The sequence below is a fragment of the Cytobacillus sp. FSL R5-0377 genome (assembly GCF_038004385.1).
In the GTDB taxonomy this organism is placed as follows: domain Bacteria; phylum Bacillota; class Bacilli; order Bacillales; family Cytobacillaceae; genus Cytobacillus.
The window spans coordinates 3,196,402-3,217,776 of the sequence record NZ_JBBORA010000001.1 but is presented as its reverse complement, the minus strand read 5'-3'; the positions used below and the strand labels follow the sequence as shown (position 1 = coordinate 3,217,776).

Here is a 21,375-nt window from a genome sequence, read left to right as displayed (position 1 = left end):
AGCTGATAAATCACTATTTAATAAGCTTTAAGCAAAATATTTTTGCAGTTTTTCTGTTATTAGTGCAAATTAATGTTGCACCCATTAGGTTTAGTATATACTATTGAATAAAATGCCGAATGAAGGAGATTACAATGAATCACAGGGAAATCGAACAGCTTCAATTAAAAAACAAGATCTTTCAGCGGATATTAAATGAAATCGATGTAGGTGTCCATGTAGTGAATGAGGAAGGAAGAACCACATTTTACAACAAAAAAATGGCCCAGATTGAAGGCATGGATTATGAAGATGTATTGGATAAAAATCTGCTGGATGTATTTTCTTTCAACCAGGACGAATATAGCACCTTACTTCAGGCGCTCAAGAATGGCAGCAGCATTAAAAATGCCAAACAAACCTACTTTAACAATATAGGGCAGGAAATTACCACAATAAATAATACATTTCCGATTATTGAAGATGGTGAACAGATTGGCGCCATGGAAATCGCCCGTGATGTGACCAAGCTTGAAAAGCTGATCAGAGAAAATATGAATAAACGCGGAGACACCCGTTATACCTTTGATAGCATTATCGGTTCAAGCGACGAAATCCATGAAGTAATTGAAGCAAGCAAAAGAGCAACCCGGACGAGTTCCTCAGTCCTGATAATCGGGGAGACCGGTACAGGAAAAGAGCTTTTTGCCCAAAGCATCCATAATGGCAGCAGCCGTTCTTCGAAGCCATTCATCTCTCAAAATTGCGCAGCACTTCCGGACAGTCTGATAGAGGGTCTTTTATTTGGCACAAAGAAAGGGGCATTTACAGGCTCGATTGAAAGGCCGGGATTATTTGAGCAGGCAAATGGCGGGACATTACTGCTGGATGAGATCAACTCACTTAATCCATCCCTTCAGGCAAAGCTTTTGAGAGTTTTGCAGGAAAGAACGGTCCGCCGGGTAGGAGATACAAAAGACCGGGCAGTGGATGTCAGAATCATAGCAACCATAAATGAAGACCCGATTGATGCTATTTCAGAAGGCAGGATGCGGAAAGATTTGTACTACAGGCTGAGTGTTGTGTCCCTCTTTATTCCGCCTCTCCGGGATAGAAGAAAGGATATCCGGGATCTTGCACAGTTTTTCATAGAAAAATATAATCAGCTTTTTGGGATGAATGTAGCGGAAATTGAAGAGGAAGTAATGAGTAAATTCGAGCAATACGACTGGCCGGGGAATGTACGAGAACTGGAGCATATTATCGAAGGAGCCATGAATCTGATTGATCAGGAAGAAGCCATCAGCTATGTGCATTTGCCTCTTCATTTCCGGAATAAGCCTCAATTCAAGGACCAGCAGAAGGATGCCGGCCCTTTGGAGGATTTGATGATTCAGAAAAACAAGCCTGATAAAACACTGGAACAATATATGCAGGAAGCTGAGAAATACTATTTAAAGAAAGTTCTTAAACACCATGGCAATAATATAACCCAAGCCGCAAAATCACTTGGCATGAGCCGGCAAAATCTGCAGTATCGGCTGAGGAAATACGAATTCAGGAAAGAAAACAGCTGACTGATTCGAGATAAAAGATCTGTTGAAAATCGGATAAAAAACAAATAAGCTCCCGGCTGGGAGCTTATTTGTATAGAATATCATCACGCAGCGCTGCAACACGTGTCAAAGCTTCATCTATATCCCTCTCACTCACTCCAAAATGCGCCAGTGCATCATGCAGATGCTTGGCAATTGCATCAAAGTGTTCGGGCTGCAGATTCATGCCCTCATGAGCTTTAGCCATAGAGTTTCCTGTATATTGATTAGGCCCCCCCAAAGCATAGCTGATGAACTTGGATTGATGGCGCTTCTGCTTTACCATATCGGTATGCTCGAAAAACTGATTAACAGTCTGATCCTTCAATACCAATTCCTCGTAAAAATAATCGACAACCTTTTCAATAGATTCTCCGCCGCCAACTTTTTCATAAAGAGTCTGCTCTGCCATATTTATCTCTCCTTTCAACAAGCTTATTCTTTTCTAACAGAAAGTTCCTATTCAAAAATCACAATTCGAATCAATTTACTTTACCCTATTATTTTTTTCAAAAAACAAAAAGACTCCGAGGGTACGGAGCCTGAAATTTAAGAAACCAGTTGATCTTCTTCATCTTTTTCAATTATTTCTTTTCGTTCCTGTTCACTCATGAATGTAATTTTGTAGCCAATCATCGCAAAGATAATAGCCAGGATCGGCACAGTGAAATTTAAAATCGCGTATGGTGCATATTCAAATGGATGAACGGACAGTGTTGACATGATAAACACCGCACATGTATTCCATGGAACAAAAACGGACGTGACGGTACCTCCATCTTCAAGTGCCCGTGAAAGATTTTTAGATTGCAGATTTTTATCCTTAAATGCCTGTGAGTACATTCTGCCCGGCAGCAGAATAGAAATATACTGCTCTGCAGCTGCTATATTTGTAAAAAAGGCAGACAGTACGGTAGTTGCAACTAAGCTTCTTGCTGAACGGGCCAATTTCAGTATCTGTTCAACTATGGCTTTTAACATGCCTGTCTGCTCCATAACTCCTCCAAAGGCCATCGCTACAATTGTAAGGGACACGGTGTACATCATATCGTCAATGCCGCCTCTATTGAAAAGCTCGTCCACCATTGTGTTGCCTGATTCAATTGAGAACCCGCCTTGAAGAGTGTTGACGGCATCACCCACAGCACCGCCCTGAACAAAAATATGGCATAGCCAGCCAAGGAAAATACCCACCGCAAGCGCAGGCAATGCAGGCACCTTTTTAGCCACTAACCCTATAACTATTACTGGTACCAGTAATAGCCAAGGAGAGATGACGAAGTTCTCTGATAAAACATTCATGACACCAGTAATTTTATCACTATTCAAATCGTCTCCGCCAAATTGCCTTCCCAAAAACCAATAAGCAATAATAGCAACGGCCAGCGCCGGAAGGGTTGTGTAGAACATATGTCTTATATGCTCAAAAAGATCCGTGCCTGTGATTCCCGCAGCTAGATTAGTCGTGTCGGACAGCGGTGACATTTTATCCCCGAAATAGGCGCCTGAGATGATAGCTCCCGCCACCATTGGAGCAGGGATGCCCATGCTGATTCCAATTCCCATTCCTGCGACGCCAATCGTTCCCATTGTAGACCATGAGCTTCCGATTGCTAGAGTAACAATGGCACAGATAATACAAATTGAGACTAAAAACATGGATGGCGTCATAAGCTTTAATCCATAAAAGACCATGGTCGCTACAATTCCGCCGCCAATCCAGGATCCAATCGTCAAGCCCACCATTATAATAATTAAAATAGCCGGAAGCGCCAGCTTAATTCCTTTATAAAAACCTTCCTCAATATCATTCCACTTATAATTAAAACGCCAGGCAATGATAGCGGATACAATCGTTCCGGCAATCAATGGCACATGAGGGCTTCCCTCAAACTTAACAATCGTCACAATCATTGCAGCAATCATTACCAGCAGCGGCAGCACTGCAAACCAGAAGGGAATTTTCTTTCCTGTTGTTTCTTTCATAATTTTCCTCCTCTTAAAGTTACACGTCTGTTGGTTTAACTATTGCAAGATTAATGCCAAGATATAAAATTGGGACATTTTTCAGACTATTTACCCTAAAACAATTTAATTTCTAGCCGTTTTATGTAGGTTAGCATGCAAAATAAATTTTCGAGCGCCCGCTCATTTTGCACAAAGAGCAAATATCTTTTGCACCTATAATAAAAATAAAAAACCGGGCATCAAAACCCGGCTTTCATTTTTATTACTTCTTAATAAGATCTTCGCGCTGTGACTGGTCAATCCACTCTTGAAGCTTATCCTTAAGTGTATTGAATCCCTGTGCAGACTCGTCTTCCATTTTGATTGGAGCTGCCTGGCGCTTGCGAGGCTTTCTTGCTTTTGCCTCTGCTTGTGGCGCTTCTTCTGTTGCACGGATTGATAAACCGATTTTTCCTGCTGCTTCGTCAACAGAAAGTACCTTAACTTTTACTTCATCTCCCACTTTAAGATGCTCATTAATATCTTTTACGAAACCATGAGTCACTTCGGAAATATGAACTAATCCCTGTGTATTCTCATCTAATGCCACGAACGCACCATATGGCTGAATACCCGTTACCTTTCCTGTAATAACACTGCCTACTTCGATTTTCTCAGACATGAAAACACTCCTATTTAAATTCAAATTTTATCTTTTATACGCAATAAAAAATTATATCACAACTTGATAAAAATATCAAATACCTCAGACATTTTAACTCCAAATGAATAACCGACAGTCATTCATTATAATAAAACAATCTGCAAACAATATGTAGACATTCTTTTGTTTGTTAACTAAATGTTCATGAAGTACAGCTAGGTTCTTGAGTTCACCATGATAAAATTTAAATAGAAAAAACTGTTAGTGGGAGTGATGGACATGTCAAATATTGGCCCTAACATTAAAGCTTGCCGCGAACGTGCAAATATGACCCAGCAGCAGCTCGCATTAAAGGTGAGAGTAGGAACGGGAACGATTGCAAAATACGAAAATGGGGATCAGATACCTGATACACAGACAGTATTAAAGATCTCAACAGCCCTGGATATTCCAGCATCCGAATTGCTTGAACAGGAACTGCATAAAGGCCAGTCCGGAATTGATTTTGAAATTGAACAGCTTGTGCGTGAAATTGGCACAAAAAAAGCAAAGCTCATTTTGCGGAAAGCTAAGGAATTCAGTGAGGAAGATTTCCTCCGTGTCATGCAGATGCTTTATGAAATTAAATATGATCAAAAAGTTTTATAAAAGGAAGTATATAAAAAGGGAATACTGGTTAGCCTTGAAGTATAAGGCTTTCTAGTATTCCCCCCTTTTTGAAGTTGACAATCTGTTGTGGATTGTCCTTTTTTTATGCCTTCTGATTTTGAATTAAGAAATGGCTAATTTTCTTGATTGCTTCCTGCAGAAGTTCCATGGAAGTGGCATAAGAGCAGCGTACATGGCCTTCCCCGCTTTCTCCAAAAATATTTCCTGGCACTACCGCTACCTTTTCCTCCAGCAGCAGCTTTTCTGCAAATGCTTCAGAAGAAAGCCCGGTACTTTCAATAGATGGGAAAGCATAAAAGGCTCCCCCCGGCATATGGCATGTTAATCCAAGTTCATTTAGAGACTGAACAAAATAATTCCGACGGCGCTTATAGCTCTTTTTCATACCCTCGACATCTGATCTGCCTGTCTTCAAGGCTTCAAGTGCAGCAAACTGTGCCATCGTAGGCGCACACATCATCGCATACTGGTGAATTTTCAGCATAGCCTGCGAGATCTCCTCAGGAGCGCAGACAAACCCCAATCTCCAGCCTGTCATTGCAAACCCCTTTGAGAATCCGGAAATTAAAATTGTTCTTTTCTTCATCTCTTTGATGGCGGCAAAACTCGTATACTCGCCATCATAAGCAAGCTCCGCATATATCTCATCAGAAAGAACCAGCAAATCGTATTTTTCAGCTATTTGGGCGATTGCGTTCAGTTCATCACCGCTTAACATGGTTCCAGTTGGATTATTGGGGGAACAAAGTATAATGGCTTTTGTCCGGCGGGTTATTGCCTTTTCCAGCTGCTCAGGCAGAATCTTAAACCCATTCTCCTTTAAAGTCTGAACCTGGACAGGCACACCTCCCGCAAGAGTAACCAAGGGAACATAGGAAACAAAGCTGGGTTCAACCACTATGACTTCATCCCCCGGATCAAGTATGGCCCTTAGAGAAATATCCAATGCCTGGCTCGCTCCCACCGTAACGATTATTTCACTTTGGGGAGAATAAGAAACTCCGAAGCTTTTCAGCATATAGCCTGCAATTTCCTCACGCAGCTCCATTAGACCGGCATTAGCCGTATAAGAGGTATATCCCTGCTCAAGAGAGAGGATAGCTGCTTCACGCACGGACCAGGGTGTGATGAAATCAGGTTCTCCTACCCCAAGGGAAATGACTCCTTCCATTCCTGCTGCAAGGTCGAAAAAGCGGCGAATCCCGGAAGGCTTAAGCTCTTTTACCGTTTGGGATAAATAAGGCTTCATTCCATTCATTACGGTGACACCACAATTCGTTTGTCATCTTCATTTTGTTCGAAAATTGTGCCGTCATGCTTATATTTTTTGAGAATAAAATGTGTCGTTGTCGACAAGACCGAATCGAGAGTCGACAGCTTTTCCGATACAAATCGGGCAACCTCATTCATGGAACGGCCTTCAATGATAACAGAAAGATCATATGCGCCGGACATTAGATAGACAGATCTCACCTCTTTAAAACGGTAAATTCTCTGAGCAACTTCATCGAATCCTACCCCGCGCTTTGGAGCGACCTTCACATCAATCATAGCTGTTACTCCCTCATGGCCATCCACCTTTGACCAGTCAATAACAGAATTAAAACGCACCAGCACTTTCATTTCCTCAAGCTTATCTAAAATGGTTTCCGTCTCCGCCACGCTTAGTTGAGCCATTTTCGCTATGTCTTCCACAGGAATTCGCGCACTGTTATTTTCTAAAATTTCCAGAACTTCGATTTGCTTTTCATTTAATTTCACTACTTGTCGCTCCCATCCTTTAGTGATTTACTCTATAAAATAGTTACATTATAGCAAAAACTTCGAAAAATAAATGTGTCACTTTCATTATTTATTAATTTCTTTAAAATCATATGTGTCAAGTTTAAGATTAAGGGGAAAATACTGTGAAACTGAGTCTAGGAGGGGGATGGCCCTTGGAACAAGCGACATTTTCAGGAATAGAGCCCATTAACGGAACGGATGTTTATTATGAATACTATAAACATGAGTCCTCAAGGAATACACTGGTTCTGCTGCACGGTTTTCTGTCATCCACCTTTAGCTTCCGCAGGCTGATTCCTCTGCTGCAAACAGAATTCAATGTGGTATCGATGGATTTGCCGCCCTTCGGGAAAAGCGGGAAATCCAAGCAATTCGTCTATTCATATAAAAACCTGGCTGATACGGTTATCCGCTTATCAGAAAAGCTGGGCTTTGAAAAAGTCACATTAATAGGGCATTCCATGGGGGGACAAATTGTTTTAAATGTTGCACATTCCAAGCCTGACCTGGTTGATCAGGCGGTACTGCTGTGCAGCTCAGGATATATGAAACGAATGAAGCCGCATCTCATTTTTTCAAGCTACATACCATTCTTTCATCTATATGTGAAATTATATCTGCAGCGCTCAGGGGTAAAACAAAATCTAAAAAATGTTGTCTATGATCATTCCATGATTGATGATGAAATGCTCTATGGCTATTTGTCGCCATTTCTGGAAGACGATATTTTCCTGGCTTTAACCAGGATGATTCGCGACAGGGAGGGCGATATGCCTGCCTCCGCATTGAAGAAAATTGAAACACCGTGTCTTCTAATATGGGGAGAACATGACCGGGTCGTTCCGCTTCATATCGGAAAACGGCTGAATAATGACCTGAAGAATTCCAGGCTGGTAGTTTTAAAAGAAACCGGTCATCTCGTGCCGGAAGAGCGGCCGGAAGATGTCCTTAAGCATATTAGGAGTTTTATTAATTCTGTCCAGGTCCGCAGATAAAAATGGCAGCCCTTGGAAGGAGAGCTGCCACTTTTCACTTTACATAGCGCAGGAGCCATTATTCTTGATTTCAAGGAGACGTACGGAAATTTCCTTGCAATTGTCCAGAGGGATGACTTCCTCAAAGGAAAATTCATATATAGCTTGAATCCTCCTGGCTAATTCCATCTGATCATCCAGATCATGAACTGCCTGAATTGTATCTGCAATTTCAGTGACATAATTGCCCGGCCCCACTCCAAATGGATCCCACTGATCCAGAGTATAGACAAGCAAAAGATTCGTTTGCTGCATTTCCATTTCTATCACCTATTATTATTCGGCTGAATGAAGCCGCAATATTTTAATTATTAGCTTCAATATCATATCATAGAGTCAGGGTACATAAAAGAATTCTAAAGGCGGTGACAGGGTTGGATCGTTTTAAGTTCCATCAGAAAATTAGCAGGGAAAATACAGCTTCTGTTAAGTGGGATATGACCAGGGAGGTATTCGGCAGAACCGATGTATTGCCGATGTGGGTAGCAGATATGGATTTTCAGCCACCCGATGAAGTGAAGAAAGCGATAGAAGAAAGAATAGCACACGGGGTCTACGGATACACGTTTGCTCCTGACTCAACCGCGGAGTCCATCGGACAGTGGGTTAACAAGCGTCATGACTGGAAAGTCCTTAATGAGTGGATTTTATACAGCAGCGGAGTGGTTCCATCCATCGCAACTGCCATCCGGGCTTTTACGAAAAATGAGGATAAGGTACTGGTCCAGTCTCCCGTATATACTCCTTTCTTTGAGATGATTAAACAAAATGGACGCAAAGTCGTTAATTCTCAGCTGAAGCTCGAGAATGGCCGATACGAAATTGATTTTGCCGATTTTGAAAACAAATTGAAAGAGGGAGTGAAGCTATTCCTCCTATGCAATCCGCACAATCCGGGAGGACGTATGTGGGATGATGAGGAACTCAGGAAAATAGGGGAACTCTGTGTAAAATATGATTGCCTTATTCTTTCCGATGAAATTCATTCTGATTTAATTTATGATGGCAAAAAACATTATCCCATTGCTTCAATGGATCCACGATTTGCAGACATCACGGTCACCTGCATAGCTCCGACGAAAACCTGGAACCTCGCAGGAATACAAGCTTCCGCTGCGATTATAAGCAATAAGAAACTGCGAAAGGCTTTTCAGGCAGAACAGCACAAGCAGGGATTTTTTACGCTGTCCGCCTTTGGAATCATCGGCATGGAAGCAGCCTATCGCCATGGAGAAGGATGGCTTAACAGTCTAATGGATTATCTCGCTGAAAACAAACGAACAGCAGCTGAGTTTATTGGTGAGCATCTTCCCGGCATTCGCCTGATGGAGCCGGATGGCACCTATCTGCTATGGATGGATTGCCGCGAATTAGGTTTAAGTGATGCCGAACTCCGCAAACATCTATTGGAAAAAGGGAAACTCGCCCTGGAACCTGGTCCAAAATACGGGCCGGGCGGTGAAGGCTTTGTCCGAATGAATATTGCCTGCCCGCATGAAGTATTGGCGGAGGGGCTGGAGAGGCTAAAGCGGGCTTTTGAGTGATTGTATTTGGAGGCACGGCCTGGGGGCCGTGCTTTTTTTGGGCTTGTGCTGGGATGGTCGATTCCATTGTTCGGTTTCATGAATGCTTTATGGTGCCCCGTTTTCTTCTCTTTGCCCCCCTTTTCGGCTTCATGAACGCTTCATGGTGACCGTTTTCTTTTCTTGGCCCTCCTTTTCGGCTTCATGAATGCTTCATGGTGACCGTTTTCTTTTCTTGACCTTCCTTTTCGGCTTCATTAATGCTTTTATGGCGACTGTTTTCTTTTCTTGGCCCTCCTTTTCGGCTTCATGAACCCTTCATGGCGACCGTTTTCTTTTCTTGGCCCTCCTTTTCGGCTTCATGAACCCTTCATGGCGACCGTTTTCTTCTCTTGGGCCTCTTTTTCGCCTTCATGATCGCTTCATGGTGACCGTTTTCTTTTCTTGGCCCTCCTTTTCGCCCTCATGATCGCTTCATGGCGACCGTTTTCTTTTCTTGACCTTCCTTTTCGGCTTCATTAATGCTTTTATGGCGACTGTTTTCTTTTCTTGGCCCTCCTTTTCGCCTTCATGAATGCTTCATGGTGACCGTTTTCTTCTCTTGGGCCTCCTTTTCGGCTTCATGAATGCTATATGGCGACCGTTTTCTTTTCTTGGCCCTCCTTTTCGGCTTCATGAACCCTTCATGGCGACCGTTTTCTTTTCTTGGCCCTCCTTTTGGGCTTCATGGACCCTTCATGGCGACCGTTTTCTTCTCTTGGGCCTCCTTTTCGGCTTCATGATCGCTTCATGGCGATTTTCTTTTCTTGGGCCTTCATGGCGATCGCTTCATGGCGACCGTTTTCTTTTCTTGACCTTCCTTTTCGGCTTCATTAATGCTTTTATGGCGACTGTTTTCTTTTCTTGGCCCTCCTTTTCGGCTTCATGAATGCTTTTATGGCGACCGTTTTCTTTTCTTGACCCTCCTTTTCGGCTTCATGAACCCTTCATGGCGACCGTTTTCTTTTCTTGGCCCTCCTTTTCGGCTTCATGAACCCTTCATGGCGACCGTTTTCTTCTCTTGGGCCTCCTTTTCGGCTTCATGATCGCTTCATGGCGACCGTTTTCTTTTCTTGACCTTCCTTTTCGGCTTCATTAATGCTTTTATGGCGACCGTTTTCTTTTCTTGACCCTCCTTTTCGGCTTCATGATCGCTTCATGGCGACCGTTTTCTTTTCTTGACCTTCCTTTTCGGCTTCATGAACCCTTCATGGCGACCGTTTTCTTTTCTTGGCCCTCCTTTTCGGCCTCAAGAAACCTTTATGGCATCCATTTTTTCTAGTTCACCATTATTGGCTTTAATAATTCTCTGATGACTCAATTCTGCTGTTCAGTATAATAAGAATACTTTCCATGTCCTTGAATGATATATTTCCTGCTTAGTACCCTCCGCACAGTTTTCTCCGAAAAAGCACCACCACACCAATCAACGATTGTTTTGGTAGTTATCTTCCGATCTGGAAACAAAACCTTATATTCATTCACGCAACGAATTATCGCTGTATCCGCCTTTTCCTTCAAACCACATTCCCCGCACGTTAAGTAACCTTGGGTTAACGAGGTTAAAAACGAAGAACACGAATCACACGGAACCCCTTTTCGCAATTGGGTATAATTATATTCCGGCTTTCGCATGTATGGGTTCTCTTTCAAACAGCGGGCATTTAACTGCTCGGCCAGCTTCATGTTTCTTGATGTTGTGACATTTGGGGTGTTTTTTAATTTCTCAAGGAATCGTTTTAGCTGTGGAGGAAATACGGCGGGTATATTTAGTGGAGCCTGATAAAGCTGAAAGCCTGGGTTGATAAATATGAGATGAGATTTAATGGGAAGGTGAAAGCCTAGTTCTTTTAGGAGTGCCCGTAAAAGCGTTTCGCATCTCTGCAGCTGAAGAAGAGGATTTTTTATTTCTATTTTGGAGGGAAGGGAATACCATCTTTCGTTTTCAATGCAGTAGTCTCCTTCGTAGTTTTTTACTTCAAAGACAAAAAGAGTGCTGCCGGCGATAAGGAGGGTATCAATTTGGAAGTGGGTATTGCTGCTTTCCAGCAGGAGATCATTTAGAATGATAAAAGAGTCCGGAAAGTTCTGAAGTTCCCTGTCAAAATGAAGCTCGCCTTCAAAGCCTTTTTGTAAAAACAGATACTGGTTTTCCTCTTTCAACGGCAGTTCAAGACGGCGGGACAGGATACGCAGCAATTCCAGCTCCCTTGATTCGAATCGGGGTCTATTATTCATATTTCACCTCTCGTATTGGACTAATTTTATTTTAAGAAAAATTTTCCATACTCACAAGCAAAATCCCCTCGCGGTTCAAGCAAGGGGATTTACAGTACATATTCAGCAAGTACGCTCTGCACTTCGTAAATGTTCAAGCTTTTATTAAAATGTTTTTCAATCGGTTCGTCTGATCCTGAAATCCATATTTTCAATTCGGCCTCAAGATCAAAGCTGCCTGCGGTCTCAATGCTAAAATGGGTTATGCTTTTATAAGGAATGCTATGATATTCGATTTTTTTCCCTGTGATTCCCTGCTTATCCACCAATATCAGGCGCCTGTTTGTAAAAATGAACAAATCTCGGACGAGCCTGTAGGCTTTTTCAACCTGTTCACTCGGAGCAAGGACTGCTGAAAATTCGTCCTCGACCTCCTTAACGTCTGCTTCTGATGCATTGCCGATAAAACCATCGAAAAGTCCCATCTAACTAACCTCCAATATAAGGTTTAACTCCATTATACTTGATCGTCCGGAAAAATTCCCAGTGATAAAGGCTTTCCCTCTCAGGAAAGCCTTCAGATATTATTCTTCTGTAGACGGATCGTCCTGTGCTTTTTTCTGCCCTTTTTCTTCTTTATCTTTAGAAATACGGCCACAGGCAATGCGTTCTCCGGAATCCCCTGCAGGCTGAGTCATGCCATCGTCCGGCCCTTCATGGATGACTATGGAGGTCCCTTCCTTTGTCAGCAGCGAAGTTTTGTCTTCCTTCAACGTGACCTGAGGAGCCATGAAATCAATCTTAACCTTGCCGTCATCCTCGACAATCAGGTTGGGAAGATCACCCGCATGGGAGCCCTTTGGATGCAGCAGCCCATGATCCTTATTATCAGGATTGAAATGATTCCCGGCAGATTTGAAATCTGGGGGTTCGCATTTTGCTTTTTCATGAATATGTATGGCCAGTTCCCCCGGCGGCAGCCCGCTCAGATCTCCGCTCAATTTTACTCCGCTCGCCTGCTCCTCGACCTTAATGGTACCTAATGAATCACCTGCAGCATTAAACATTTCAACTTCTGTATTGGTAATGTTCTCTTCCCCGCAGCCGGACAGAAGAAGAACAAACCCCAGCATTAAAGCTTTTTTCATGATTGAATCCTCCATCAAGACAATTTGCCTTTAGTGTTGCCCAATCACTTTACTAATAAACAGGAAAAGCTCAAGGACCCTAAGGAGCAGGCGCTGGACCGTTATCAAAACAAAAGGCTCTTTTCGTATAAATTGTTGTTTTTCACTTATTAATGTTGCCCGTTGATTGTAGCGAGAGGATGCTCGCTTTCCGCGGGGCAGGCGGTGAGCCTCCTCGGCGCTGCGCGTCTGCGGGGTCTCACCTGTCCTGCTACTCCCGCAAATCATTGAATAAACTTCCTAGCGTACGCACCGCACGAAGAAAATACGCATGCATTTTCGAGGATCTCGCACCTTCCGCTACAACCAAGTCAGTAAATATAATACAAATAGCAATAGCCTTTACGAAAACAGCCAAACAAAAAAAGAACAGCTGCTCAGCTGTTCCCCTCTTGTCTATTTTGCCTGTCAATGCGCTCTTCAAGTTCCTTCGCTTTGGCAGCTTCGCGCCTTGAAACACGGATAATTAATCTCATGGTCAGAATGGCGCCGACTAAGAAGATGGCGAACGTTACAGCTGCAGGGCCATATTCTGATTTATCTTCAGGAAAATATAGAAACAGTGACAGTACATACCATTGCAGCATTCTAATCAATCCTTTCTGCTAAAAGCAGTGTCCATTAAATTATTATATCAGCAATGATTGCACAGTCCAATGAACTTATTTCAATACCTCGATCTTTTCAATGACCACATCTTCCACAGGCTTGTCCTGTTCGCCTGTTTCAACCGCTGCGATGCTATCTACTACATCCATTCCCTCGATAACTTGCCCAAAGACTGTGTGCTTGTTGTCAAGCCAAGCTGTACCGCCTTTTTCATATGCCTTGATGATTTCTTCCGGATAACCAGCCTTTTCCATTTGTTCTTTCAGGCTTGGGTCAAGGGTTTTGTTCTGAACAATAAAGAATTGGCTTCCATTAGTATTTGGACCGGAATTGGCCATGGATAAAGCTCCGCGGATATTATAAAGCTCATTAGAGAATTCATCCTCAAACGCTTCGCCGTAAATACTTTCTCCACCCATTCCGGTTCCATCAGGATCGCCGCCCTGGATCATAAAGTCCTGAATGACACGGTGAAAAATCACCCCATCGTAGTAGCCATCTTCGCTGTGCTTAATGAAATTCTCAACAGCTTTCGGAGCCTGGTCCGGGAAAAGTTTAATTTTAATATTCCCTTTTGATGTCTTCATTTCCACCAGTCTTTCATTTCCCTGTACTTCTTCAGTCAGCTGCGGAAAATTGTCCGGAGCTTCGGCTGCCTCGTTATTTGTCTGTTTTTCTTCCGTTTCAGAGCCATTTGCATTGTCCGCTTCTTTCTCAGTGTTTGTCCCGCATGCTGACAGAATTATCATCAGAATGAGGATGGGAGTTAACATACGCAATTTCATGGTTCAGCCTCCTATAAAAAATTCATCATTTTTTAGCTTACCTGATTTATTGAAAATTTGCACTTTGTTTTTTCAGGCTTCATAATAGGGGCTAAAGAAAATGTAAAAGGAGAGGTTAGGTTGGCAGAAGTAAAGATTGGCGACAAAGTAACAGCCATCTATAAAACGGGCAAATATATAGGGGAAGTAACAGATATCCGGCCGCAGCATTATCTGGTCAGAGTACTGGGGGTCCTAAAACATCCAATGCAGGGCGATTTGCATAACCCTAAACAAGCGGATGTGATGCTTTTTCATGAACGCCGGGCGCTTGCTTACAGAGAGCAGACCAATGTGCCCAAACAAATGGTAAAGCCTTTCAAAGAAGAAATACCAGACTATATGGATTCGCTGCAGATAGCTCTGGATAAAATGAGAACCGAGCTTGAAGGAGATTCTTCCCCATGGGCGGAGCAAAGCATCAGAAACCTCGATTCCCTGGAGAAAGATTACTTTAGGTAATAATGAAAACAAGCCAAATCGCTTTGATAGATTTGGCTTGTCAGGCAAATTTATTAAATAGCTTCGAGAAGTCCACCCGGTCGCCAATTGTCGTTGGCTCCGGCTTTTGCAGATATTTTTTATCCTTTTCTACCAATCTGAAAATATTGTAAGTCGTCAAGGCATCATCAAGAGCACGGTGATGTTTTCCTGTTCCTTCCTTGCCGTATTCCTGGACGGCTTTCCATAATCCTGTCTGATTTTGGTCACCAAAGAATCGCTTATATTCCATCGAAAGGTCCACTTCCCTGCCTCTGAAAGGAAATTCAACTCCAGCCTGGATGCAATTATTTCTAAGCACCTTCATATCCATATTTCCCCAAGTAACGATTGTGCAAGGACGATTTCTGTTCATATTCTTCATTTTCTCCACTAATTCAAGAAAATCAATCCCCTGATCCACTTGTTCCTGTGATATATGCAGAAAGGATTTACACCGTTCAGACAATATAGGAAACCGGACCGGAGATACATATGAAGAGAACTCTTCACAAACCTGATTGCTGATAACTGATACAATGCCAGCTTCAATAATTTCCGGAAAAAATCCTCTGAAAGCACTGCCTTTATCAGGCATTGTAAACTCAAAGTCAATAAAAAGGTATTGATGTTCCTCCCCCATTTTTTCACCTGCTTTACCTTAAATTTAAACGGACTTAATTTCTTATATTATATCATGAAATATTTCAATTTTCTGATCAAATTGTTTTTTGCCGTAAATTCTCCATGATGTCCTTATCTATAAATCTATTAATGGAACAACCGGCCGGCAAGCTGTATATTTCCATTGTTCAGAGCATACACATTAACCATATTCTATTAATTTTTAGAGACAGATAGAGAAAAGGGGGGCATGGAATGAAAAAAGGAATATGGTGTTTTTTGTTTGCAGTCCTGCTGTCAGTGGGATCTCTAATGCCTGCTGGTGCGGAAAAAGAATTTGAAGACATATTAGAAGAACAGCTGCGCAGCACAGTCCATTATTACAATGAAAACTCCTTTTCAGTCATTGATGCTTACGGAATGCAGGGACAGGTAACGAAGGCCGTTACCTCTGATGACCCGAAAACATCTGAAAATGAAGAGGCTATTGAGGAATATACTTCCCATATTGGCATTGTTTTTCTGGAATTTGAACAAAAACGGGATGACCTATTTATCTTTAAGAAAAAAGATTTCTTTTACTATGATTTTGACAAAAAAGAATTCCTGACAGCTTCCAATGTGCTTGGCAATGATTCAATCAGGGAGTTTTTCGAAAGATATGTAGATGATATCGAGAAAAGAATTACCCTCTTCTCCAAGTTACTCTTCCTGTTTTTCCTTTCCTTTATCATTACGGTTCCGCTGGCAATCATGATTTTCCACAACCGCAGCCGCAGTAAATTTTAATACAGCAGATAAAGAGGATGAGCTTCGGCACATCCTCTTTTTGCTGCACAGCTTCAGCGCCTGCCCCAGCTGTTTCTCTTGAGAAGGCACTTTTGCCATCCTTATGATGCTGCCTGTATCCTCACATATTCTCGCGGTTCAAATACCTTCAGGTTTCGTTCATTTCCAGCTTCCACTTGATTTTCTGCCGGTAATAATTCGACCACTTCTTCGTCAACGGGAATATAGAATTCCCTTTTAGTTTGATGATCCAATATCCAGGCGCCTGCAAATAGCAGGGCAAAGATTGTAATGGCTGCTGAAATTTTATGTTTAATCATGCATAACACCACCTAAAAATAGTGTGCTTGAATGAATGATTTTTTATACAAAAGTGTTTCCTTTTTATATATTTTTTCAAAAAAATTTTTCCTGATTCATTCGTGTTTCTACCTATTTAATAAGAATGGATAAATCCTTTACTGATAAGGGTTGGAAGAATGCACAGACTTTCTTTTTAGGTTATAATTTGTTCTGAGGTGTATGAGCGGATAGTAATATGACTATGGCATGTCAAGCTTGCCTGCCTGGCTGGATAATATGGGGGAAGGTGGAAAAACTTTTATTAAGCGCTTTCTAATTGCAGAAACAGACTTATACATACTGCGGAAGAAAAATACAATTTTCCAAATTTCCCGAACTGTTAGAAGCCACATATAGCTGCTTCATCAAGCTGCCTAATAGGATACTTTGTTGAATAACTCGCAATTAATTTAAAGGGGGTAATGTTTTGTCTTTGCTTCACCTGGCAATAATTTCACCATTTTTGCTTGCCATCCTTGTGCCTATTGCGTACAAGCTGTTCAGGCAGATACATACAGGTTGGTTTGTACTTCCTCTGCCAATCCTTTTATTCAGTTATTTTATTTCTTATTTATCCATCACCTCCGATCAGCAGTCCGTCACTGAATCTTTTTCATGGATACCCGCTCTTGGGATAGATTTCACGGCAAAAGTGGACGGCCTTGGTTTGCTTTTTGCCTTGCTGATAACAGGAATAGGATCACTGGTTGTTCTGTATTCCATCTATTACCTGGATAAAAACAAAGAAAAACTGAACACCTTTTATGTGTACTTACTTCTATTTATGGGTGCTATGCTTGGGGTTGTCCTGTCTGATAACCTGATTGTGCTATATACCTTCTGGGAATTCACAAGTTTTTCTTCATTCCTGTTAATCGGGTATTGGTACCACAGAGAGAAATCAAGATACGGCGCACAGAAGTCGATGATCATCACGGTTTTCGGCGGTCTTTCTATGCTCGGAGGCATCATCCTGCTTTATTTAATGACAGGCACTTTCAGCATTTCGGAAATTATCGCTGGATCAGATGAAATATTTTCACATTCATTATTCGTTCCTGCTTTACTTTGCTTTTTGCTTGGGGCTTTTACCAAGTCCGCGCAATTTCCATTTCACATCTGGCTGCCGGATGCCATGGAAGCTCCAACACCTGTCAGTGCATATTTGCACTCGGCAACGATGGTTAAGGCAGGCATCTATTTAGTAGCACGTATGAGTCCGGTTTTTGCCGAGCACTCGCTCTGGCTCTGGCTCATTGCAGGATTTGGGATTACAACGTTATTTTGGGGTTCATTTTCAGCTGTCAAACAGACTGACCTTAAAGCCATCCTGGCTTTCTCAACAGTCAGCCAGTTGGGGATGATCATGTCCCTTCTCGGCATTGGTGCTGCAGCGCTTCACTTTGAAACAGTAGAAGACAGTTATTTTACGGTTGCCACTACAGCTGCAGTTTTTCATTTGATCAACCATGCCACCTTTAAAGGAAGTCTCTTCATGGTAGCTGGAATTGTAGATCATGAAACCGGAACACGAGATATCCGCAAACTTGGCGGTCTGATGAACTTTATGCCGATTACCTTTACTTTGGCGATCATCGGAACATTTTCCATGGCAGGGCTTCCGCCTTTCAATGGGTTCTTAAGTAAGGAAATGTTCTTTACAGGAATGGTCCGCGTTCTGGAAATGGATATTTTCAATTTGGATACATGGGGACTCTTGTTCCCGGTTTTTGCCTGGGTGGCAAGTGTATTTACGTTTATTTACAGCATGGTTCTTGTATTCAGGACATTCACAGGCAAGTTCCAGCCTGAACAATTAGAAAAGAAACCGCACGAAGCCCCATTCGGGATGCTCATATCTCCTATCATCCTGGCTTCACTAGTGATCATTATCGGTTTCTTCCCTAATATTATTTCTAACACGCTTATTTCCCCTGCGCAGGCCGCCATTATGCCTGTTGAAGGGTATAAGTATGATACTCATATATACTTCTGGCACGGATTTACGCCTGAGCTGTTCATGACTTTGGGTGTTATAACATTGGGCGTTCTACTCTTTATCTCTCTGCCGAAGTGGAGAAGAGTATATGATTTATTCCCTGAAAAATTGGCTCTAAATCGCTTCTATGACAGCGGCCTGTCAGGGATTCAGCGGGGCGCATACAGGTTTACCAAATGGTACATGAATGGCTCTATCAGAAACTATTTAGTTTATATATTTACTTTCTTTATCATTACATTGCTGTCCGTCTTATTCATGAAGGATGCATTTAAATTTGATGCGAGTAATGTTTCTGCCATCAGATTCTCAGAAATTGTGCTTGCTCTCGTGATCGGAGTTGGATCGATTACGATATTGTTTGTGAAATCAAGATTAACATCCATTATTTTATTGGGTGCAGTCGGCTATACAGTAGCGCTATTCTTTGTTATTTTCCGTGCGCCGGATCTGGCTTTGACACAGCTTGTCATAGAAACGATTTCAGTTGCGTTATTCCTGCTGTGTTTCTACCATCTGCCACAGATTAAAGATGAAGAAAGAATGCCGTTTAAAGCAACCAATGCAGTCATCTCCATTGGTGTTGGGCTGGTCGTAACTTTAATTGCTTTTTCAGCTTACAGTAATAAATCACCTAATTCGATTGCACAGTATTATATTGAAAACACCTATGAAAAAGCTGCCGGCAAAAACATGGTAAACGTTATTCTCGTGGACTTCCGTGGATTTGACACAATGTTTGAAATAACGGTACTTGCCATAGCGGCTCTGGGGATATTCGGAATGATCAAGCTTCGTCTGGGGGGAGGAAAGAAAAATGAAAACAAATGACATTATTCTGCAAACAGCCACTAAAGTTGTTTTGTTTATCATCGTTCTTTTCTCTGTATATATTTTCTTTGCTGGTCACTATACACCAGGCGGCGGTTTCGTAGGAGGCCTGCTAACATCAGGGGCACTCATTTTACTCTTGCTGGCCTTCGATATGAAGACAGTTGAAAAGACACTGCCTGTTAATTACATGTATATGATTGCAGTCGGCCTCCTCTTTGCAATCGGAACGGGAGCAGGTGCGCTGCTCTTCAATGTTCCATTTTTAACACATGCATTTACAGGTGTAGACCTTCCAATTCTGGGACACTTATCACTTCATACCGCAGCACTGTTTGATCTCGGTGTTTTTCTGGTTGTTGTAGGTGTGACAATGATCATAATCAAAACGATAGGGGAGGATGACTAATGGAAATATTAATGTCCGTTGTTGTTGGAATTCTTTTTATGTCAGCCACCTATTTAATGCTTTCAAAAAGCCTGCTTCGCATCATTGTTGGAACTGCGATATTAAGTCATGGCGCCCATTTGCTCATCTTAACAATGGGGGGTCTTAAAAAAGGTGCTGCACCGCTTCTCGGTGAGGCTGCAAGCTCCTATACAGACCCGCTTCCGCAGGCATTAATCTTAACTGCAATAGTAATCGCATTTGGTGTAACGGCCTTTTTCCTAGTATTGGCATACCGGGCTTATCAGGAACTTGGTACAGATAATATGGACAAATTGAGAGGAAATGAAGGAAATGATTAACTTTTTGATACTGCCGATTTTAATTCCCTTAGTAACGGGAGTCCTTCTAATCTTCGCTGCCAAGTATATCAAGCTGCAAAGGTGGATTGCAGGCCTTTCAGCGTTGATAACTGTAATTGTATCGGTGTTATTAGTTCAAAAGGTCAATAACGATGGGATTCAGACATTGAACTTATCTAATTGGGAAGCGCCTTTCGGAATTACACTTGTTTCTGATATGGTTTCCGTCTTACTTGTATTAACTACCAGTATCATTGCATTGGCATGTGTAATCTATTCATTTCGCGGAATAGATGAAGGCAGGGAAAAATTCTATTTCTACTCAGCTGTCAACTTTTTGATCGTTGGCGTAAATGGAGCATTTACAACCGGCGATATTTTTAACCTTTTTGTATTCTTTGAAGTAATGCTAATGTCTTCCTATGTGCTAATTGTAATTGGGGGCACGAAAATCCAGTTGAGGGAATCCATTAAATATCTGCTCGTGAATGTCATTTCTTCAGCATTATTTGTAATTGCTGTAGCATACTTATATTCCGTTGTGGGAACGCTCAACATGGCCCATATTTCCGTTCGGATCAGTGAGATCAGTGAAATGGGACAGCCTGGCATCATTACTGTTATTGCCGTTCTATTTCTGATCGTTTTTGGTCTGAAAGGGGCAATTTTCCCTCTATTCTTTTGGCTGCCAGGGTCATATTATGCACCGCCGGCACCTGTTCTTGCACTATTCGGTGCCCTGCTCACAAAAGTGGGGGTTTATTCAATAGCCAGGACATATACTTTATTCTTTTACCAGGATGGAGGCTTTACTCAGCAGCTTTTAACCATTCTGGCGGTAATTAGCATCATTTTTGGTGTCATTGGGGCAATCGCCTATTGGGATATTAAGAAAATTGTCATTTACAATATCATAGTAGCTGTTGGAGTCATTCTCTTTGGCATTTCAGCTATGACCCCGGATTCTCTTACAGGTGCAATGTTTTACCTGATACATGATATGAACATTAAAGCATCACTGTTTTTACTTGTTGGTATCGCAGCAGCTATAACAGGAACGAGTAATTTAAGAAAAATCAGCGGGTTAATAAAGCGTTATCCCGGATTGGGCTGGTCTTTTTTCATTGCCGCTCTTTCACTATCGGGTATTCCCCCGCTAAGCGGTTTTGTCGGCAAGCTCTTGATTATTAAAGGGGGATTCGAGTCTGAGCATTACTGGGGTGCAGGGATTGTGTTAATATCCAGTCTACTTGTCCTTTTCTCCATCATGAAAATTTTTATCAATGGTTTTTGGGGAACCCCTCGTGATTACGAAGGCGCAGATCAAATACCTGTCAAGAGCATGATGATTGCTCCGGTGATCCTTGTTGCTTTTGCCGTCTTTTACGGAGTCGGCTCTGAATTCGTATATCCGTATATCTCTCAGGCTGCTGAAACGCTTGCCAATCCAAGTATTTATATAGACGCAGTCTTAAAGGAGTACTGAGT

The 21,375-nt window shown here is 42.1% G+C and carries 23 protein-coding genes; 10 read left to right on the top strand and 13 right to left on the bottom strand.

Going from position 1 to position 21,375, the window contains the following annotated elements:
• The first annotated feature begins 134 nt into the window (after positions 1 to 134).
• The gene (locus NSQ49_RS16410) at positions 135 to 1,556 is read left to right on the top strand and encodes a sigma-54 interaction domain-containing protein (RefSeq protein ID WP_159867780.1); all 1,422 of its coding nucleotides are present in this window, start codon (positions 135 to 137) and stop codon (positions 1,554 to 1,556) included.
• Positions 1,557 to 1,620: 64 nt separating this feature from the next.
• Here the strand turns inward: NSQ49_RS16410 and NSQ49_RS16405 are convergent, their stop codons facing one another.
• From NSQ49_RS16405 to yugI, 3 genes are all read right to left on the bottom strand, one after another.
• On the bottom strand, positions 1,621 to 1,986 hold the full coding sequence (locus NSQ49_RS16405) for a group I truncated hemoglobin (protein ID WP_159867783.1): 366 nt from the start codon (positions 1,984 to 1,986) through the stop codon (positions 1,621 to 1,623).
• 137 nt (positions 1,987 to 2,123) lie between these two features.
• Complete coding sequence (gene nhaC / locus NSQ49_RS16400) at positions 2,124 to 3,560, bottom strand: Na+/H+ antiporter NhaC (RefSeq protein WP_159867786.1); 1,437 nt, start codon at positions 3,558 to 3,560, stop codon at positions 2,124 to 2,126.
• Between the two features lie 244 nt (positions 3,561 to 3,804).
• A complete protein-coding gene (gene yugI, locus NSQ49_RS16395; protein WP_035332058.1) occupies positions 3,805 to 4,203 on the bottom strand; it encodes a S1 domain-containing post-transcriptional regulator GSP13 in 399 nt (132 codons plus the stop codon).
• 261 nt (positions 4,204 to 4,464) lie between these two features.
• On the opposite strand from yugI, the gene NSQ49_RS16390 reads away from it, so the two are divergent.
• On the top strand, positions 4,465 to 4,833 hold the full coding sequence (locus NSQ49_RS16390) for a helix-turn-helix domain-containing protein (RefSeq protein ID WP_159867789.1): 369 nt from the start codon (positions 4,465 to 4,467) through the stop codon (positions 4,831 to 4,833).
• Positions 4,834 to 4,936: 103 nt separating this feature from the next.
• Here the strand turns inward: NSQ49_RS16390 and NSQ49_RS16385 are convergent, their stop codons facing one another.
• Positions 4,937 to 6,112 (bottom strand): aminotransferase, encoded by a 1,176-nt coding sequence (locus tag NSQ49_RS16385; protein ID WP_159867792.1) that lies wholly within the window; start codon positions 6,110 to 6,112, stop codon positions 4,937 to 4,939.
• Complete coding sequence (locus NSQ49_RS16380; protein WP_159867795.1) at positions 6,112 to 6,615, bottom strand: Lrp/AsnC family transcriptional regulator; 504 nt, start codon at positions 6,613 to 6,615, stop codon at positions 6,112 to 6,114. Before NSQ49_RS16380 ends, NSQ49_RS16385 begins: the two co-directional genes overlap by 1 nt.
• 176 nt (positions 6,616 to 6,791) lie before the next feature.
• On the opposite strand from NSQ49_RS16380, the gene NSQ49_RS16375 reads away from it, so the two are divergent.
• Positions 6,792 to 7,634: an alpha/beta fold hydrolase gene (locus tag NSQ49_RS16375; protein WP_251284853.1), complete on the top strand. Its 843-nt coding sequence runs from the start codon at positions 6,792 to 6,794 to the stop codon at positions 7,632 to 7,634.
• 39 nt (positions 7,635 to 7,673) lie between these two features.
• Here the strand turns inward: NSQ49_RS16375 and NSQ49_RS16370 are convergent, their stop codons facing one another.
• Positions 7,674 to 7,934, bottom strand: a complete 261-nt coding sequence (locus NSQ49_RS16370) for a DUF1871 family protein (RefSeq protein ID WP_159867801.1) — start codon at positions 7,932 to 7,934, stop codon at positions 7,674 to 7,676.
• A gap of 113 nt (positions 7,935 to 8,047) precedes the next feature.
• On the opposite strand from NSQ49_RS16370, the gene NSQ49_RS16365 reads away from it, so the two are divergent.
• The gene (locus tag NSQ49_RS16365) at positions 8,048 to 9,217 is read left to right on the top strand and encodes a MalY/PatB family protein (RefSeq protein WP_285871225.1); all 1,170 of its coding nucleotides are present in this window, start codon (positions 8,048 to 8,050) and stop codon (positions 9,215 to 9,217) included.
• Positions 9,218 to 10,552: 1,335 nt separating this feature from the next.
• Here the strand turns inward: NSQ49_RS16365 and NSQ49_RS16360 are convergent.
• The 5 genes from NSQ49_RS16360 to NSQ49_RS16340 form a co-directional block, all read right to left on the bottom strand.
• Positions 10,553 to 11,473, bottom strand: a complete 921-nt coding sequence (locus NSQ49_RS16360; protein WP_341070887.1) for a nuclease-related domain-containing protein — start codon at positions 11,471 to 11,473, stop codon at positions 10,553 to 10,555.
• 89 nt (positions 11,474 to 11,562) lie between these two features.
• On the bottom strand, positions 11,563 to 11,937 hold the full coding sequence (locus NSQ49_RS16355) for a PH domain-containing protein (protein WP_159867810.1): 375 nt from the start codon (positions 11,935 to 11,937) through the stop codon (positions 11,563 to 11,565).
• Positions 11,938 to 12,036: 99 nt separating this feature from the next.
• Positions 12,037 to 12,600, bottom strand: coding sequence for a superoxide dismutase family protein (locus tag NSQ49_RS16350; RefSeq protein ID WP_159867813.1), 564 nt, complete (start codon positions 12,598 to 12,600; stop codon positions 12,037 to 12,039).
• Positions 12,601 to 13,016: 416 nt separating this feature from the next.
• A complete protein-coding gene (locus tag NSQ49_RS16345; protein WP_159867816.1) occupies positions 13,017 to 13,226 on the bottom strand; it encodes a hypothetical protein in 210 nt (69 codons plus the stop codon).
• Positions 13,227 to 13,301: 75 nt separating this feature from the next.
• On the bottom strand, positions 13,302 to 14,033 hold the full coding sequence (locus tag NSQ49_RS16340; RefSeq protein ID WP_285871220.1) for a peptidylprolyl isomerase: 732 nt from the start codon (positions 14,031 to 14,033) through the stop codon (positions 13,302 to 13,304).
• 120 nt (positions 14,034 to 14,153) lie between these two features.
• Between NSQ49_RS16340 and NSQ49_RS16335 the strand changes: the two genes are divergently transcribed.
• The gene (locus NSQ49_RS16335; RefSeq protein ID WP_251284852.1) at positions 14,154 to 14,534 is read left to right on the top strand and encodes a kinase-associated lipoprotein B; all 381 of its coding nucleotides are present in this window, start codon (positions 14,154 to 14,156) and stop codon (positions 14,532 to 14,534) included.
• Positions 14,535 to 14,574: 40 nt separating this feature from the next.
• On the opposite strand, the gene kapD is transcribed toward NSQ49_RS16335, so the two are convergent.
• Positions 14,575 to 15,195, bottom strand: coding sequence for a 3'-5' exonuclease KapD (kapD, locus tag NSQ49_RS16330; RefSeq protein WP_159867825.1), 621 nt, complete (start codon positions 15,193 to 15,195; stop codon positions 14,575 to 14,577).
• A 236-nt stretch (positions 15,196 to 15,431) separates the two neighbouring features.
• Between kapD and NSQ49_RS16325 the strand changes: the two genes are divergently transcribed.
• Positions 15,432 to 15,965 (top strand): hypothetical protein, encoded by a 534-nt coding sequence (locus NSQ49_RS16325; RefSeq protein ID WP_251284851.1) that lies wholly within the window; start codon positions 15,432 to 15,434, stop codon positions 15,963 to 15,965.
• Between the two features lie 101 nt (positions 15,966 to 16,066).
• Here the strand turns inward: NSQ49_RS16325 and NSQ49_RS16320 are convergent, their stop codons facing one another.
• Positions 16,067 to 16,285 (bottom strand): hypothetical protein, encoded by a 219-nt coding sequence (locus NSQ49_RS16320; RefSeq protein ID WP_159867831.1) that lies wholly within the window; start codon positions 16,283 to 16,285, stop codon positions 16,067 to 16,069.
• A gap of 449 nt (positions 16,286 to 16,734) precedes the next feature.
• Between NSQ49_RS16320 and NSQ49_RS16315 the strand changes: the two genes are divergently transcribed.
• The 4 genes from NSQ49_RS16315 to NSQ49_RS16300 are packed head-to-tail and all read left to right on the top strand — an operon-like array spanning position 16,735 to position 21,373.
• A complete protein-coding gene (locus NSQ49_RS16315; protein WP_251284850.1) occupies positions 16,735 to 19,137 on the top strand; it encodes a Na+/H+ antiporter subunit A in 2,403 nt (800 codons plus the stop codon).
• Positions 19,124 to 19,546, top strand: coding sequence for a Na(+)/H(+) antiporter subunit B (locus NSQ49_RS16310; RefSeq protein ID WP_159867837.1), 423 nt, complete (start codon positions 19,124 to 19,126; stop codon positions 19,544 to 19,546). The genes NSQ49_RS16315 and NSQ49_RS16310 overlap by 14 nt, the downstream gene beginning before the upstream one ends.
• Positions 19,546 to 19,887, top strand: coding sequence for a Na(+)/H(+) antiporter subunit C (locus tag NSQ49_RS16305; RefSeq protein ID WP_251284849.1), 342 nt, complete (start codon positions 19,546 to 19,548; stop codon positions 19,885 to 19,887). Before NSQ49_RS16310 ends, NSQ49_RS16305 begins: the two co-directional genes overlap by 1 nt.
• Positions 19,880 to 21,373, top strand: a complete 1,494-nt coding sequence (locus tag NSQ49_RS16300) for a Na+/H+ antiporter subunit D (protein ID WP_251284861.1) — start codon at positions 19,880 to 19,882, stop codon at positions 21,371 to 21,373. Before NSQ49_RS16305 ends, NSQ49_RS16300 begins: the two co-directional genes overlap by 8 nt.
• Positions 21,374 to 21,375: the final 2 nt, after the last annotated feature.

What these genes read in the sequence shown, in the direction of transcription:
- NSQ49_RS16410 (WP_159867780.1), top strand. Translation starts at nt 135, where the DNA reads ATGAATCACAGGGAAATCGAACAGCTTCAATTAAAAAACAAGATCTTT.
- NSQ49_RS16405 (WP_159867783.1), bottom strand. Translation starts at nt 1,986, where the DNA reads ATGGCAGAGCAGACTCTTTATGAAAAAGTTGGCGGCGGAGAATCTATT.
- nhaC (WP_159867786.1), bottom strand. Translation starts at nt 3,560, where the DNA reads ATGAAAGAAACAACAGGAAAGAAAATTCCCTTCTGGTTTGCAGTGCTG.
- yugI (WP_035332058.1), bottom strand. Translation starts at nt 4,203, where the DNA reads ATGTCTGAGAAAATCGAAGTAGGCAGTGTTATTACAGGAAAGGTAACG.
- NSQ49_RS16390 (WP_159867789.1), top strand. Translation starts at nt 4,465, where the DNA reads ATGTCAAATATTGGCCCTAACATTAAAGCTTGCCGCGAACGTGCAAAT.
- NSQ49_RS16385 (WP_159867792.1), bottom strand. Translation starts at nt 6,112, where the DNA reads ATGAATGGAATGAAGCCTTATTTATCCCAAACGGTAAAAGAGCTTAAG.
- NSQ49_RS16370 (WP_159867801.1), bottom strand. Translation starts at nt 7,934, where the DNA reads ATGGAAATGCAGCAAACGAATCTTTTGCTTGTCTATACTCTGGATCAG.
- NSQ49_RS16360 (WP_341070887.1), bottom strand. Translation starts at nt 11,473, where the DNA reads ATGAATAATAGACCCCGATTCGAATCAAGGGAGCTGGAATTGCTGCGT.
- NSQ49_RS16355 (WP_159867810.1), bottom strand. Translation starts at nt 11,937, where the DNA reads ATGGGACTTTTCGATGGTTTTATCGGCAATGCATCAGAAGCAGACGTT.
- NSQ49_RS16350 (WP_159867813.1), bottom strand. Translation starts at nt 12,600, where the DNA reads ATGAAAAAAGCTTTAATGCTGGGGTTTGTTCTTCTTCTGTCCGGCTGC.
- NSQ49_RS16345 (WP_159867816.1), bottom strand. Translation starts at nt 13,226, where the DNA reads ATGCTGCAATGGTATGTACTGTCACTGTTTCTATATTTTCCTGAAGAT.
- NSQ49_RS16340 (WP_285871220.1), bottom strand. Translation starts at nt 14,033, where the DNA reads ATGAAATTGCGTATGTTAACTCCCATCCTCATTCTGATGATAATTCTG.
- kapD (WP_159867825.1), bottom strand. Translation starts at nt 15,195, where the DNA reads ATGGGGGAGGAACATCAATACCTTTTTATTGACTTTGAGTTTACAATG.
- NSQ49_RS16325 (WP_251284851.1), top strand. Translation starts at nt 15,432, where the DNA reads ATGAAAAAAGGAATATGGTGTTTTTTGTTTGCAGTCCTGCTGTCAGTG.
- NSQ49_RS16320 (WP_159867831.1), bottom strand. Translation starts at nt 16,285, where the DNA reads ATGATTAAACATAAAATTTCAGCAGCCATTACAATCTTTGCCCTGCTA.
- NSQ49_RS16310 (WP_159867837.1), top strand. Translation starts at nt 19,124, where the DNA reads ATGAAAACAAATGACATTATTCTGCAAACAGCCACTAAAGTTGTTTTG.
- NSQ49_RS16305 (WP_251284849.1), top strand. Translation starts at nt 19,546, where the DNA reads ATGGAAATATTAATGTCCGTTGTTGTTGGAATTCTTTTTATGTCAGCC.
- NSQ49_RS16300 (WP_251284861.1), top strand. Translation starts at nt 19,880, where the DNA reads ATGATTAACTTTTTGATACTGCCGATTTTAATTCCCTTAGTAACGGGA.